This is a genomic window from Desulfitibacter sp. BRH_c19, assembly GCA_001515945.1.
Lineage (GTDB): Bacteria > Bacillota > DSM-16504 > Desulfitibacterales > Desulfitibacteraceae > Desulfitibacter.
Window position 1 is genome coordinate 1 of the sequence record LOER01000019.1, and the last position, 16384, is coordinate 16384.

At 32.6% G+C, this 16384-nt stretch carries 14 protein-coding genes and 1 pseudogene; 4 read left to right on the forward strand and 11 right to left on the reverse strand.

The genetic code is table 11. The features are described from left to right. Positions 1-303: 303 nt before the first annotated feature. The 10 genes from APF76_16130 to APF76_16175 form a co-directional block, all read right to left on the reverse strand. Positions 304-759 carry a hypothetical protein gene (locus APF76_16130; protein ID KUO51868.1) on the reverse strand — a complete coding sequence of 152 codons (456 nt, stop codon included), beginning with the start codon at positions 757-759 and terminating at the stop codon, positions 304-306. 144 nt (positions 760-903) lie between these two features. Next, positions 904-1953: a hypothetical protein gene (locus tag APF76_16135; GenBank protein ID KUO51869.1), complete on the reverse strand. Its 1050-nt coding sequence runs from the start codon at positions 1951-1953 to the stop codon at positions 904-906. A 56-nt stretch (positions 1954-2009) separates the two neighbouring features. Continuing rightward, on the reverse strand, positions 2010-2996 hold the full coding sequence (locus APF76_16140) for a hypothetical protein (GenBank protein ID KUO51870.1): 987 nt from the start codon (positions 2994-2996) through the stop codon (positions 2010-2012). After that, entirely contained in the window at positions 2989-3750 is a 762-nt protein-coding gene (locus APF76_16145; protein ID KUO51871.1) for a hypothetical protein, read from the reverse strand. Before APF76_16145 ends, APF76_16140 begins: the two co-directional genes overlap by 8 nt. Before the next feature lie 17 nt (positions 3751-3767). Beyond that, positions 3768-4595, reverse strand: a complete 828-nt coding sequence (locus tag APF76_16150; protein KUO51872.1) for a hypothetical protein — start codon at positions 4593-4595, stop codon at positions 3768-3770. 520 nt (positions 4596-5115) lie between these two features. Further along, complete coding sequence (locus APF76_16155; GenBank protein KUO51873.1) at positions 5116-7674, reverse strand: hypothetical protein; 2559 nt, start codon at positions 7672-7674, stop codon at positions 5116-5118. Further along, positions 7671-8351: a hypothetical protein gene (locus APF76_16160; protein ID KUO51874.1), complete on the reverse strand. Its 681-nt coding sequence runs from the start codon at positions 8349-8351 to the stop codon at positions 7671-7673. The genes APF76_16155 and APF76_16160 overlap by 4 nt, the downstream gene beginning before the upstream one ends. A gap of 212 nt (positions 8352-8563) precedes the next feature. Continuing rightward, entirely contained in the window at positions 8564-9289 is a 726-nt protein-coding gene (locus tag APF76_16165; GenBank protein ID KUO51875.1) for an ABC transporter, read from the reverse strand. After that, positions 9290-10933, reverse strand: coding sequence for an iron ABC transporter (locus APF76_16170; GenBank protein ID KUO51876.1), 1644 nt, complete (start codon positions 10931-10933; stop codon positions 9290-9292). It lies immediately after the preceding gene. A 92-nt stretch (positions 10934-11025) separates the two neighbouring features. Next, positions 11026-12057: a Fe(3+) ABC transporter substrate-binding protein gene (locus tag APF76_16175; protein KUO51881.1), complete on the reverse strand. Its 1032-nt coding sequence runs from the start codon at positions 12055-12057 to the stop codon at positions 11026-11028. A gap of 1096 nt (positions 12058-13153) precedes the next feature. Here APF76_16175 and APF76_16180 point away from each other — a divergent pair. The 3 genes from APF76_16180 to APF76_16190 all read left to right on the forward strand — a co-directional run bounded on the left by APF76_16180 (position 13154) and on the right by APF76_16190 (position 14971). After that, entirely contained in the window at positions 13154-13666 is a 513-nt protein-coding gene (locus APF76_16180) for a hypothetical protein (protein ID KUO51877.1), read from the forward strand. Between the two features lie 245 nt (positions 13667-13911). Next, a complete protein-coding gene (locus tag APF76_16185; protein KUO51878.1) occupies positions 13912-14415 on the forward strand; it encodes a hypothetical protein in 504 nt (167 codons plus the stop codon). Positions 14416-14575: 160 nt separating this feature from the next. Next, positions 14576-14971, forward strand: coding sequence for a hypothetical protein (locus tag APF76_16190; protein ID KUO51879.1), 396 nt, complete (start codon positions 14576-14578; stop codon positions 14969-14971). Between the two features lie 53 nt (positions 14972-15024). Here the strand turns inward: APF76_16190 and APF76_16195 are convergent, their stop codons facing one another. Then, positions 15025-15471, reverse strand: a complete 447-nt coding sequence (locus APF76_16195) for a hypothetical protein (protein KUO51880.1) — start codon at positions 15469-15471, stop codon at positions 15025-15027. A gap of 482 nt (positions 15472-15953) precedes the next feature. Between APF76_16195 and APF76_16200 the strand changes: the two are divergent. Beyond that, positions 15954-16384: pseudogene (locus APF76_16200) on the forward strand.

Sequence of the window (16384 nt, forward strand, 5' to 3'; positions counted from 1 at the left end):
CAACAAGTTGACAAGTTTCACTCCAAGACTCCCATCTTCTAGCCTTGACCTGGTATTTCTACGCATTGCTAAAACACAATGCTAGAACTACGGTCGTAAGTGGGAGATAAGCGGTGTTATGTCCCTGGATAACGGTTTTTCCTAAAGGATTAGCTCAGCTAAACATTTAATCTGCTGATTAAATGAAGTTTCGCTCTATAATATTCAGATGGAGTCATTCAGTAAAACTTAGTTCAGGTGACTTTCCCTGAACTCTAGTTGAACTAATCCTGTGGGAAACTCCACCTGAGTTAAGAATCCTGTTTATTTGAATTTGGAGTTGTTATAATTATATGGAATGCTTGTGCCCACTACCACATCTTCAATTTTTTCAATGATTAACCAGTCATCCATATTCCTTTGGTGTTCAAATTCTAAAGAATCAATCTCTCTAACATCTTTAAATTCAACTAAGCACAAACATTTTTTATGCCATCTTTCTTTTTGTTTATTAGATAGATTAAGCTTACTTTGATTATCTTCTAGTATCTTTACAATTTCATTTTCTGTTAATTTGACATAATTTTGAACACTTACTACTGTAGCCATAGCAGAGATTTTCTTCGTTCCTTTTTCCATAAAGTATAACGTTTCACCTTCAAAAACTCTACTGTGAGGAATTTTTCTTGCTGCTGCACCTCTTACAATCATAGTTTTTGTGCCATCAAGAATTTTCTCCAAAACCTTTTCTTTATCACCGCAATAAACCAAGTGTACCATTTTTAAACTATCTCCCTTCTTTGCTTCGTATATCTATCTAATACGCATCACATACAGAATGTCCACAAAATTATTTCCATTTATAAATTTAGATTAATTGTAAAGTGTGAAGTGATCACAAACAAATATATATTACACCATACCCTAATGGGCATGGGCATGGTGCATATCAGGTGTATGCTTATGTATATGCTCTGTTTCTTCATGAGTATGAACATGACTGTGGTCACTTTCAATTTTGTATTGGTGTGTATGAGTATGATGACTATCACTGTGGTTGTGCCTATGTTCGTGAGTTATTTCTTCATGAATATGGATGTGTTTGTGATGTTCTACTCCTGCAAAATATGCACCAATTAGCATTATTAATAACGCGATAATAAAAAATATGTTAATTTGTTGTCCAAAGATTATTATAGATAATACCACCCCAATAAAAGGAGCTACTGCATAATAAGCACTTGTTCTTGCTGCACCAAGCTCTCGTTGTGCAATGACATAAAAGTATATACTAAGACCATAAGCCACAAAACCCAATAATAATGCCATCGATAGATATAAAAGATTTATGCTGTACTGCTTTAATGCAAGTGCAATAATAAGTGACCCAACGCCAGATCCAAAACCCTTAATTACAACTATTTGTAGAGGGTCTTTTAAAGATAGCATACGAGTACAGTTGTTTTCAAAACCCCAACAAATGCAAGCGAGTATAACAAATATTGAGCCGATTGAAAACGAAAAGCTACTTAAATTCTCAAATGATAAAATGACACTTGAGAATGTTATTAGTGAAATTGCAATCCACATTCTCTTTCCGATAGCCTCTTTGAATATCAATAGGGCAATAAGTGATGTAGCCACAATTTCAAAGTTGTTTAGTAGGGAGGCGTTTGCTGATGTTGTCATGGTTAATCCAATCATTAAGCAAACCGGTGCAGCAACATCAAGTATAACCATACCAATGATATATGGCATTTCTTTTTTTGTCATCTTAGCTTCAATTTGTTCTCTTTTACTAAGTCCCTTTACAATGTTAATTGCTAACATTCCAAACCCTGCGCCGAGATAAAGTAGTGATGCCATTAAAGTAGGTGGTATTTCTACAAGCAATAGCTTCGATATGGGGGAGCTTATTCCAAAAAGTGCCGCCGCCAGTATTGCCATAAAAATTGCTGTCGTTTTATTTTTCATGATTTCAACAATCTCCTATTGAATAAATACTTTAAATGCTCATTAGTAACCGAGCGTTATTTTATAATGATTTTCCTACCGATTAATATTTCCTCATATTTATTTTTAAAGGCTTCTTTAAATGTATCTATAGTCCAATCACAGCTATCATGTGCAGAAATTCCAATCTTAGCAAAACTCTTTTTAAGTAAATAATCAATTGTATTATTAACTTCTGATTTCTTTATTCCTTGCCAAGGCAATGTGCCTGTTCCAATAACCTTTCTAACATTAAAGACAAAATCACCATCCCTGCTAGTAACAGGAAAATGCAAACCACCAAAAATAGCGTAAATTGGTATATCAAATAACTGTTCTGTTTGTTCTAGTACTTTTTCGATAGTTTGGTGACCACAACCTACAATTAAAACAATTCCTTTGTCTTCGACATTTATGGCTAGGGCCTGTTCGCCAGTTAAGCCCATTCCCCATATAGCTCTCTTAATTGGCCCTAAACTTACGATACCTTCAGATATTTTCGTGGAATTGGAAATAACTTCAATGTTTGCACTCTTATGAATCATTTCAGTTGGGGTATATGCTTTAATTCCCCCTAGATCTAACTCTTCACCTGAAAGGGCAAAGGTGCGATTTTTCTTAGCTTTAAGACCACCGACATGGTCTACATGCAAATGAGATATGAATATTGAGTCTAGATCACTAATCTTTATATTCAACGCATTCATGTTTTGTAGTAGGGGGGAAGGATGTAGGTTCTCTCTATTAAAACCTACATCAAACAATATTCTTTTATTATCAGCCTCAATTAAATAGGAAACTCCTGATTCTGCAGCAAGTTTTTCATTAGAGGAATAATAATCAATTAGCGGAAGAATGCTTAAATTCTTAACTTTGCCGATATTTTCTATTCTGCTTGGTTTATATGTAGCCAGGAATTTTTTCTCAAAATTTTTATCCCTATAAAATTTTATAGTGATTAATAAAACTATAATGGATATTATAGAAACTAAAGATAATAAAAGATAAATAATAAGTTTATACATTTTTAAAACCTCCTTTTTTATAAAGAAAATCTTTGTCTTTAAGTTTATGAAAGAAAATGATTGTTAATATTGAGAGAGCAATTACAATTAAAAAGCCGTATGAAGCTTCAAAAGGTAATATTAAACCTTCCTTAATATTTGTGTATAATGCACCAGTAGGTATTAGAAATGGATAAAGTATAAAAATATTATTAGTAAGCCTAAAAACTACTGCATAGAAAATACCTACATAAAACAACTGATACATTTCTAACCAAGTCATTCCATAGCCAATATGGTAAAAGGAATATAATATTGATGCTATTATAATGCTTGGCACCAAACCAAAGGCAGCTTCAAATCTCTGCTGCATCCAACCTCTGAAGAAAATACTTTCAAATAAGCCTACTGCTAATACCATGGTTACTAATGGAACTAAATGTTGTATATCAGGTAATGTGACCTTTGCCAGAGTTTGGGAATATTGACCAATTGCAAGTACACTACCAAGCATAATACTCAATATTATGTTCCTCTTTGAGATACCCAACAATTCTAAACCTTTTCTCTTTATAATTTTTATATAAGCTATGGGCAAGCCAATACCACAGAGCAAGATAGTTCCAAATCCAAAAGTAATAAAATTAGCTGCAACCATTTCTGTAGTAAATATTTGAAAGGCAGTATACAAAGTACCTACCACTAGGACCCATGATAAGATAACAGCAAATAGGTCCTTACTACAATTAAATCTAAACCAATAAATGTTTTTCATAACCCTAAACCTCCAAATTAATATTTAGCAATTAATTCACTAAAAAACATTGTTACATTACTGTAAAGTGAGCTTCTTAATGCTCTCATCTCCACAATTGCTTTATCTCCTAACCATTGATTAAAAAAGTCCTCAGGTAAAGCAGGGTCATTTATTGCAATATCGTAAAAATTCCATCCAAGCTCAAATAACAAGGGAAGGTGCTCTCCCTTATTGATAGCTTTAGACATTTTATTTTTAGTCCTATTACTTAGAATAAGAAATTCAGCATACTGTTTTTTCAACGATTCAATTCGGAATGTATTCTCTAAAGCTTCTTGATTTTCAGAATCTAAACTTATTTCTCCTGAGATCTGAAGAAACTCATGCTTGCCATTTAATAATTCATTGACCTCTTCTTTCATACTATAAGGAGATACCCATAAATCTCTAGTAAGCTCTCTAAATCCTATTTCAGTTAATTCGTCAATAGTACACTGACTTTCCGAACGAACAAAGTTTAATAAAGCTACCATATACCACTTTTTGTTCCAAGGTTTATTTCGTAGAGAATATCTCTTAAAAAATCGGGAAACCCCTAAGTTCCACAGATTAATGTTTTCTTTTCCTAAATGAGTTAATTCATAATACACATCATTATTAACTTTCTTATTAATAAGAATATCAGATTTGACCATTCTGGAAAGTCCCATTCTGGTAGCTGTCTCATTCTTCTCAAAAAAACTCATGCATTTAATTAAATGGTCTAGCTTAATGGAATAGCAACTAGTATGCTCACTAAAAATATTAAAAATAAATAGTACAATACTGACAACGCTATCTCTTTTTCTAAGAATTATTTTCATACCCAATCATTCCCTTAACTTTATTTTACATAATTATATTATATGTTATAACGTATTTTGTCAATACAATATTTTATGTTATATAAAATAAAAAGTTAGAGGTAGTCCTCCAGATATTCCCATTAAAAGTCTACGGTTGTTGACCGTAAGATTTAGAGTTGTTACGAACTTTTATCAAATGTTCAACCAATTCTTTATTATTGGATTTATTTCATGTTCCAAAAAAGCATCTCCTGGGCCTACTAAAAAAACTCACAGCTAACATGGACCAGGTGCTGCTCTTTTGAGTTATGGGTGGTAAAGTATAAGTGGTTGAGCTAGACATTCGAGATGATCTAGAAAGATTGCGTTAAAAAGCGCAGATAAGATCGCCTGTATCACAAATAAAATCCCTGTGAAAATTACAGGGATATTTACATTTGATCTTTTTTTTATTGTTTTTGAGATGCATCATATTAAACAATCTCTTTTTTCAACTGAATAAGGTCAGCATAGCTGTGTCTTCTAGTACAAAACGATATCATAGAATTTCAACAACACCTGTCTCTCCATTAATCTTTACTCTCTGACCATCCTTTAAGATACTAGAAGCGGATGGAATACCTACAACTGCAGGAATGCCATATTCTCTAGCTACAATACCTCCGTGACTAACTGGTCCACCATATTCCATAATCAGTCCTTTTGCAGTTGCAAAAAGTGGTGTCCAGGATGGGTTTGTACTTTCAGTAACCATTATTTCACCTTCTTGGAGTTTTGTGTTAAGTGGATCAAATACCACTCTTATAGTCCCTTCATAAATTCCTGGTGATAATGGCATACCTTGAATCACTTTGCTTTTAGGGTCAATTTTTTGAGCGGAATAGTATGTCTCACCAGTATTTAGAACAATTCTCGGGATACTTGTTCTTCCCATTTCCTTTTGATAGTTGGCTTTATTTATTTCTATCTTCTCTTTCAAGTTTTCTTTCTTCAAAATATCTTCTTTAAATAAGAAGAAGATATCATATTTATCATCTATGAGCCCCTCTTGTACAAACTCTTCTCCAATCTCAAGTATGACACTTCTAGCAATACACATAACCCTGACAATATCAAATTTGGGATACTCTCTCATACCTGCTGCTATGCGGTAATTGATCATACGCTTTTTTAATTTGTAAGCTTTCTTCTCTCCTTGATCACTTTTAACTGTTTGGTAGATTTCCTCAATTAATGCTTCAGCTTTTTTTGCCTTTTCAGTAATATCAGCCAAGTTTCTTTCAAACATCTTATCAACCATATAAGATTTAATTTGATTGATGATGAATTTTGGTTCCTCTGCCCATCGTAAAGTTCCAAAATCCAATTCCATGTTAGATCTATGTCCAAATTTTTTAAGAATATCCTTTACTTGTGGATGATCAGCTGTAGGTTCAATATTGTTCTCATCAAAGTATTTTGCCGCAAGATTCATCTTAATCGTCAATTCTTGCGTAACACATCTTGGTAAGGAATGGATGAGATGTTCCATGTTAAATCGATCTCCATACATTTTTTTCATTATCTTTTTTATCTTTACAATATCATTTATTTCTGTACAATAAAGTGCTTGCCTCTGTGACAATATGAATGCTTCAGCCATACATTGTTTGATAAAGTTAATTTTGTCAGTTAATGTTTCAAGGTTCTTTGATATCTGGAGCCATTTCTGGTAAACCTCTTCTCCAACTTGCATCATAGCATCATAGCGTTGCTCGTTTGGAATCTTCTTAATTCGTTTCATATTTCCAACCATACCTAAGGCATATTTGAAAGCTCCCCATGGAATTCTAAACTTTATTCCTTGATTTCTAAATGTTTTCCCATGCTCATCAATTATGTTGATCATTACATCTTTTAGTGGTAGATCATTTCCTGAAAATGCATTGGCAAACTGCTTAGAAACAAACTTGCTTGATAACATGTAGGTTATATCAACATAAATTCTACATCCATCATATTTAACAAAACTATTATCAATCGGATTCTTTTGTATTGTCATTAAATTAATAATAGTAGGAAACATTTGACTGAACATATCAAAACCTAAAGGCGTAAATGGCTCTTTCATGCCCAGCAATACCGTTCCTGCTGAAAGATAAGCTCTTAGTTTCCCATCTTGTTCAAAGGTGTCTATAGGAAATAATGTTGTAATATCTCTTGATTGAACAACAAATAATTCATCATTACCATCAAATGCAAATTCTATATCTTGAGGTGTGCCATAATAATTTTCAATTTTATTAGTTGCTTCCACAATAGCTCCTATATGTTTTTCATTTAAAGAGCTTATTGACTTACTTGGTTCAACAACAGGAACATATTCAATGCCATAATCCGAGTACTGACATAATATTTCCTTTAATGCAATTTCTTCCTTAAATACCTTACCACTTTCTTTGTCTACAGTATATTGATCAGGATTTACTCGACCACTAACAATGGCTTCACCAAGACCATATGATGCGTTAATGAAAATTTCATTTCGTCTGCCATTGATAGGATTAGCTGAAAAAACAACTCCTGCTAGCTTAGAATTTATCATTTCTTGAATAACAACTCCGTGGGAAAACTCAGTAGTTGCTTTGTACGTTGCTCTATATTCTATTGCTCGTTCATTCCATAAGGATTGCCAGGATAACATCACCTTTCCTATTAAATCAGATGCTCTTACATTTAAGTAACTGTTATACTGACCAGCAAAGCTCATACCTGGTAAGTCTTCTACGGTTGAACTGCTTCTAACAGCAACACGTCCACTATCTATTTTTTTCATCTCAGAGATAATCTGCTGTTTTAACTCAGTTGGAAAGGTTTCAAGATTAAACAATGCTTTTATTTCTTGTGACTTCTCTACACTTGAAATATCAATATTTAAAATATGATCGATCTTTTGTTTGAGTTGATTTTTCTTGATATAGACATCATACGCAACTGAAGTCACTACAAATCCGTTAGGTACTATTATGCCGTAGTTAAACATTTTACTTAAATTATAACCTTTCCCACCAACTAGGTTAAAATCATTTTCATTAATCTCACTAAACCACTTTATCATCTCAATTCCTCCTTAATTCCCAAAAAGTATTCTCTAAGATTCTGAAGATATGATAAAGCTATCTCTTTAAACTTCACTTCACCTTTTGGCAATCCGAGTGAATGACTAATTATTCCCTCTATGAAATCTAATAATTTTTCATACATTTCATACTCCTTGATATCGTCTGAATGAATTAGTTTGCCTGCTGCTTCATAAATCCATAATATTTCTCTAGTACACAACTCCGCTAATATTTCTGGATGCTCAACATCAATGGTTCCATTTTCTTTACCATCGCTAATTATTTCAAAGTATGCATTAGTTGTAACTATTTTAAATTGTTTCTCTAATTGTCTCAAAATCGTTTCGTTCCCTACAAAAGAAAATACATTATTTACCTTTGACCATTCTTTTAATTGCTTCAATTTATACTGACTAATCCCCATGAATATTGCATTAAATTTATGAGAAAATGAATCATCACTTAAGACAATGTTCTTAAAATCCTTTGATATATCATCGATATAATTAGATACAATCACTTCAAGAATTTGTTCTTTTGACTTAAAGTGATGGTAAAAACCACCCTTTGCACACTGCGCTTTTTTAATTATTGCTTCAATTGTTGTTTTTTCATATCCTTTAGTGGAGAATAATTCATATGCTGAATTAATTATTCTGCCTTTTAATGTCATACTACTCACCTCCCAAAGACCGACCGTCGGTCCTGTCTTGGTTTATCGTACTTTTTTGTTTATACTATGTCAAGACTATATTCTATAATTTTTCTATTACTGCTTTAATAACCCAGAACTCAATAAAGTAAAAAATTATAAGATGTTAGTTTGATAATTTTGAAAGTCATATTTACTAGGTGCATAAAAATACCTCCCTCTTTGATGTGTTATCAAAGGGGAAGTAAAATAGGCTTTAGTCCATGGAGAACAGAATTAGAATGAAAGATTTCTCTCGGATTTCCCGTTTTAATAATTCTACCCTTTTTCAAAACAACTACCCTATCTGCAATGGCTATCGAGTCTTCTTTGTCATGAGTTACAAATATGGATGTTATGCCAGCTTGTTCAAGTATTTCTTTAAGATCACCTCGTATTTTAGAGTGTAAATCTGCATCCAAGTTACTAAAAGGTTCATCTAATAGTAGAAGCGACGGCTTAGGTGCTATAGCCCTGGCTATAGCAACCCTTTGCTGCTGGCCTCCACTTATTTCATGGGGATATCTTTTTTTATAATCCTTTAAACCCACCAACTCTAATACTTCTTCTGACCTTTTACCTTTTTCTTTACTAGTCATATTTTTTAACCCAAACTTCACATTGCCTTCAACAGTCATGTGGGGAAATAATGCATAATCCTGAAAGACCATCCCGACTCCCCTTTTTTCTGGTAGTATAAAAGTATTATCATCAACCATTACATTATTATTAATTACTATCAGACCAGTTTTAGGAATCTCAAGACCTGCAAGTAATCTGAGAATGGTACTCTTACCACATCCACTCTGACCAAAAATTGAGATTACTTCACCTTTTTCTATATTAAAATCAAAATCAATTATAGTTTCTTCTTTTGCATTTTTATATTTAAAGTTCAAGCCTTTAATTTTTACATACATTTACTTTCCCTCCTTAACTAGTGCTCTGTTTAAAAAAAAGATTAAAACCGTACTGGTGAATATTATAATTAATGAAGCAATAGCTGCTTCATGTATCATTTCATCATTAGCATATTGATAAGCCTTGGTTGCCAAAGTATGAAAATTAAAGGGTCTTAAAATCATAGTCAGAGGTAATTCTTTTAAAATATCCACAAAAACCAAAATAAATCCACTAAAGATTGCTGGTTTTAACATTTTAATATCAACTTTAAAGAACGTCTTAGTAACACTCATCCCCAGCATTCTGGATGCCTCAAAATAACTTTTGCCTATCTTTTCAAATCCTGATTCAATAGAATTATAACCTATAGCTAAAAACCGAATAACATAGGCAAAAACCAACATAGCCAAACTAGTGGTTAACACTAGTTTACCTGCACTAGGCAATATCATTTGATAAACCCCATACAAGCTTTTATCTAAGTTTATAAAGAAAATCATTACTGCCACCGCTATAACCGCTCCAGGAATCGAATAACCCAATGTTGTTATTTTTGTGTAAGCTTTAGTAATAATATTTTCTTTTATTCTACAATAATTAGCAATTATTAGTGCAACGATAATTATTATTACAGAAGCTACCGAAGCGACTAAAATTGAGTTAAACAAATACTCAAAGAATTTTACATCTAATATATTTTTATAAGTTAAATACGCCCAGTATATTAATTGCAAAGTTGGAATTAAAAAACCAAAGCTAAATATAGTAAAGCAATACCCAAATGCTAAAAGTCCCTTAGCTCCTTTAAGTTGTATAGGGGAAATCGGTCTCACTTTTGAAGTAGAATAGCTAAATCTTTTTCTCCCTCTAACTACTTTCTCCACTAGTAGAATAACTAAAACTAAAGTCATTAGAATAGCTGCAAGTCTAACAGCTGAATCAAGATCTGATAACCCAAACCAAGTCCTAAATATAGCTACGCTAAAAGTTGAAATACCAAAATAATTAACTAAACCATAATCATTTAAGATTTCTAAAATTACTAGACTAACACCACCTATAATAGCAACTCTCGATATAGGAAACACAACTTTAATAAAGATTTCTAGTGGATTCTTCCCAAGAACTCTTGCATTTTCAATCAAATCTGCTGATTGCTTAGTTAGAAATGCTCTTACTATTGCAAATACGTAAGGAAACAACACCATAGTAAATATAAAAATAGCACCTTGAGTGGACATGATATTAAAATATTTTTGACTCACCTGGATATCTAACGAATTTCTCATGAAAGTTTGAATTACGCCAGTATAGTTGAGAAGCCCATGATAAGTAAAGGCAGCTATATATGGTGGTATAGCAAGAGGTAAAATCAAAGCCCACTTATAAAAGCCACTTAACGGAAATTTAAAAGCTGTTACAAGCCACGCTAAACTGGTACCAATAATAATTGTAAATAATCCACCAAATGTTATTAACGTTACTGTATTAACTATATAATCCAATAACAAATATTCTTTTATATGTGCCCAATATTCGCTCGGCTCATTAAAAATATTAATAAAAATGTTCAAAGTTGGTAGTATTATCAAAAGTATAAATACTAAACTTAGAATGCTCCATATATTCACATTTGTTTTCAACTGTCTGACTTTAATCATTTAAGTCACTTCCTTTTAATCCATTAAACCCACATATGATTTTAATTATTTCTCAAGTAGTTGGAAAAAAGCAGCATTTTATGCTGCTTTTTTTATTTAAAACCAGCCCTATCCCATACCATTATAGCTTTACTATGATTGTCTCCTAGGGCTGTAAGGTTAATATCTTGTTCTTTAAAATCTCCTAATCCTTGCAACCAACTACTCCATTCTACATTAGGGTTAGCAGGAAATTCACTATTAGCTTCAGCAAATAGCTTTTGCGCTCCCTCTTTAGATAAAAACTCCATCAACTTAATTGCATTTTCTGGGTTCTTAGCATGCTTTGTAAGTGCAATACCACTAATGTTAATATGAGTTCCATCTGTGTCTTGATTAGGGAAGAAAATTGCTACGTTACTAGCTACCTTTATTTCTTCAGGGTCAGCAGATTGCAACATTCTACCAATGTAGTACGTATTCATAATTGCTACATCAGCCTCTCCTGCAGCAACAGCTTTAGCTTGATCTCTATCATTTCCTTGAGGTTCTCTAGCTAAGTTTTCTTTTAATCCTTCTGCCCATTCTTGCGCTTTTTCTTCACCCCATAATTCAATAAAAGAAGCCATTAGTGATTGGTTATAAACATTATTAGAAGTTCTTGCAACTACTCTACCCTTCCACTCTGGCTCTATTAAAGCTTCGTAAGTAGAGAGTTCTGAAGGGTCTACTCTGTCAGGAGCATATACTAAGACACGAGCTCTTTTAGTTAAAGCGAACCACATGTTATCTCGGTCTCGAAGATTTTCAGGAATATTAGTAAATAGTGTTTCACTAGAAACAGGTTGCAGCAAATCCCGGTCTTTAGCAGTAAATAATCTGCCCGCATCAGCTGTTATCAACAAATCTGCTACTGTATCTTCACCCTCAAGTTCAATTCTTTCTAAAAGTTCATCTGCACCAGCGTTAACCACATTTACTTTAATTCCTGTTTGAGCTTCAAATAAATCCAATAACATTTGATCGGTATCATAGTGCCTAGTTGTGAAAAGGTTTACTTCTTCGCTGCCTTGTGGAGTTTCTAAAGTACTTGACTTGTCCCCGCATCCTACTAATAAACCTAATATTATAATAGTAATAACCATTAAAATTCCAAACTTTTTTTGTTTAAGCAATGTAGCTCCTCCTTTTATTTATAAAACAATGATAATTATTCTCAATGTAACTGTAAAAAAATTTTGCCTTAAAACTCCTTTGTGACCCTATAAACATCTCCTCCCCTTTAAATATGTAAATACTATTGATATTCATTATCATTGATAATGAATATCAATAGTATACCCGCCCACACGCACATGCGCAAATTTCATTTTGCTTGTCTATAGTAAATTCTTGTATCTATTTTTAGCATTTGCTCTCTATTAGTCCTTATCTCATTCATTTGCTTCAAGGAGCATAATTTATTTTTTGATTCCAATTAGTTGAGGAGGTATTAACGTAAAAGAACACATGATGATATGATAATCGCTTCAGACGATACTTCTTGCAAAACTTTATATTTAGACCAAAGTCTTAGTTTCCCAAAAAAATCTCAATTCAATTTGAAAGAGATATTCTAATGCACAATTTTATAGGTATTTTGCTCCTTAATTGGTAGGTTCTTCTAAAATAATTCTACCATAGGTAATACATTATATGGGTATCATAATAGAACAACATAATTTTTACGTATGGTACTTAAGAAAATAAAAGATAGACCGACATTCAAAAGTGTAAGTGGTCTGATTGGAACATTGATAAAAAGCAACAGCCTTTTCCTTAATAAAAATGGGACTTGGCAAGTTAGATGATCCTAAAATAGCTTCAAGTATTTTTTTGCCAAAGTATAATCCCAACTATTTTACAAACACCTCATATTTCTAATACAAGTATAGAAACCGTTTTATCTAATCACACAGGGGGACTCATTTGGGGTTTATTAATGGCACAAACACTTCGCTGGCTAGATAAGAGAGGTTCTTTAGAAACAGCGGACTAACTTGCCCAACTTCTTTGTTTTAAAATTACGTTTTGTGTATGATATCCAAATAAGAGCCATATAAATTAGTTTTATTGCCTAACATCTAGTTTGTTATAAGGTAATCTTGAGACGTTGGTAGAAAGTTTCTTACTTTTTAATGTTAGGAGACTTCCATCCAATTATTATTGGATACTAGACCACCATTTAAGGGGGCAAGAAATTTGTCTAGAAGTAGAGAAGAAAAAAGCAAAAGTTTGATATGGGATAAGAGTAATGCTTTTAATCGCTTAGTTTTGATTAGTGCATTTAGTGGCGGAGTTTCTTCTGTAGCAAAAACTATCCTATCAGCAATATTCTATTACGCTGGTTACTCAACTTGGTTCAATTTAATGGATGCTGGAGCTGTTATCTTTAGGACTACGACATTCCTTTTAGATTTTTGGCATCTAGCCTTTGCCATGGCTACACATATTCTTTGGGGAAGTGTACTTGGTGTGGGTTTAGGGCTGACGTATCTCCTTGTCGGAAGAAATCACTATTTAATAATAGGAAGTTTTTATGGCTTTTTCATTTGGATAGTGGTTAGAAATTTTTTTGCAACTATATCTTTACAAGAAGGTTTGCCTGAATTGGGTGTAGCCTCTGTAACAATATCTTTTCCAAGCCATATTCTTTGGGGTGCATTAGCTGGATTCCTTATAGTTAGACTGTTTCCTATTAAAAAGGTTAATTAAATATCAAGATATTATGCTTATTCCTTATTTATCAAGAATACTAGTGATCCTAGGATTAGCCCCAGTTTCTTGGCTGGGGTTTTGTTTGCATAGCAATATTCCCAATAATACATAAACTTTCTGTAAAACCCATTAACTAAAACTGCGTGGAAAATGAAGTTTATTAAGTAGTTTTATTGAATACATAAAAGTTTCAAGGATATAATAAATGCATCACTATTTTTTTTTAAAGGAGTGTGATAATTATGGTACTCGAAACTTTACTTGGTGATAAAAGCGGTCAACCGAAAGAGAAAATTCATGCAGGCGAAATTTTTGGACTATGGCAACGTCTTGTTCAACGCTACGATATTAGAGAGCTTACAGATATTTTTCAAAACTTTGCTAATGATTTTGATTTTAAAGCCCTTTTAACAGTTGGGATGAACGTTTTGGACAATGAAATTACTATTTTGGAAACCCAAATGGACAAATTAGGTATCCCGTTACCTCCTAGACCTCCTAAATCTATTAATGCTACTACTAATACTGAAATTTTAAGAGATGAGTTAATGTTTAGAGTTATATATACTGGGATGAAAAACTTTGTATCACAGCAGGTCCAAGATAGTATGCAAATGCAGAATAAGACATTAATTGATATATTTCAAAGGGCATCGAAGAAAGAATTAGAGATTGTCGAAAAGCTAGGATCGTACGGCAAACTAAAAGGTTGGATTTCGATACCCCCCGAATATAAATCTCATTAAAATAATGTAAGAGAAAACAGAATACTTATACAATATTAATTAAAATAAAATAGTTAAAACAATTTTGATATTAACTAATAACTTTAAGGATGATTGGTTTTGAAAACAAGAATAAATTACTATTGCTGTTATTATTATTTCTGGATCAATTGCTACTATAGTGCAAATGATAATAAGCTGGACGTTTTATTTTCTGGGTCTTATACAGCAAAACCCAAGTATCTTTCATGCCAGGATTTTAACTAATAAGTACCAAGTTGGTTTTGCAGAGATAATGCTTGGCGTTCTAGGCAACTTTATTGCAGGAATTGCCTTTGCAAGCATCATAATTATTTTGTTGAAATATGCTGGTATAGATTATGCAATTATGAAAGGAGCTTCAATTGGAATTATTAATGCTATGTTGCAATATTATGTCTTAGCTAGACTATTTCATAATCCAAGCCTGTTAACTCAGGATATAGCTAGCATAATTCATGTATATATCGTTTATATACTTTGGGGTGCACTTGTTGCATATATTTCATCTAGATACTTTCAATTAGAAACTTCGTAATCTTAATTTATATTGCCTAAGATGTTAGTGACGCATCATAAGAAAATCCGAAATTAAGAAATATTAAGTTTTTTCAATGTGAGATAATACCAATAAACTAATATGTACGGAAACAGGTATGAAAAATACGTATAGAATATATTCCAACCATTTCCGTATATTATTTTACCACTTAAAACACCTATAAACTCTATCATAGTGGTCCCAAATGCAAATACAAATGCAAAAATGTATGCATTGAGTTTTGTCTTTGAAATTATATAGATTAGGAAGCATCCTAGTAATGGAAAAAGACCTAAATTTAAAGGCAATGCTGAAAAGCCTTTATGTTCTACAGGTTCTATTTGCCAAAAACCCACTTGAATTCCAAAAGCATTAACAGTATAGGAAATAACGCTTGTCAATGGAAATATAATTAAGACTATATTCTTTTTTTTTATAACTAACCAAACACCAAATATCCAAGGAATTACAAACCCGAAAGCAGTATTTAAGAGCAAGGGTTATCACCACAATAACTAATGTTTTGAATATTGTATGTAGATATCCTGCTTTTTACACATCATCTGTACATGATGTGACATAGTAGATAGTACCAAACCACAGAGTTATCCGAAAATATTTTAAGGGGTGCCTTTTTTGCACCTCCTTTCTATATATATCGGCTACTGTTGGAAAAACTGTGATAATAAATCTAATTAGGACAAGAGCAATTGGTGAATTATTAATTGAGAAAGGAATTATCACTCGCAATAATATGAAGATAAACTACTGCACCTTACAAACGCATATGTATCTACAGGCTGGTTCCAATTTTATAGGAGAAGTGACTTCTTAATAATTTATATTATCTAGCTCAATAATACTTATCAAATTTCTGTAGTAATATAATAAATAAAAAACCCCAGCCATAATGATATGCTCCCCTTGTGGTAGACAGTTTAAATAATAAAAACTGTTTATTATAAGGAGGAGCTTTTTTATGTCTCATAAAGCAAAAATATCAGGATCAGAAAAGATAGCAGCTATTGAAAAATATCTTCATGGAGAAGATTCGCTTAATCATTTGGCAAGACAGCTAGGAGTTGCCTGTGTAACCATCCATCAGTGGCTTCAAAATTACCAATCCTTAGGTCCAAGTAGCCTGCTTACTACACCTAAGAATACTGCCTATTCAGCAGAATTGAAGTATGCTGCTGTCATGGACTATCTGGCTGGTGATGGGTCCTACATGGCTATATGTAAGAAATATGGTATTAAATCAACTCGCCAGTTGCGTAACTGGGTTTTGAAGTATAATGGTTATGAGAAGTTAAATCCTTCCGGAACAGGAGGAATACCAATCATGACTAGAGGACGGGCAACTACTTACGATGAAAGAGTTGAAATAGTTAAGTACTGCATTGAACATCA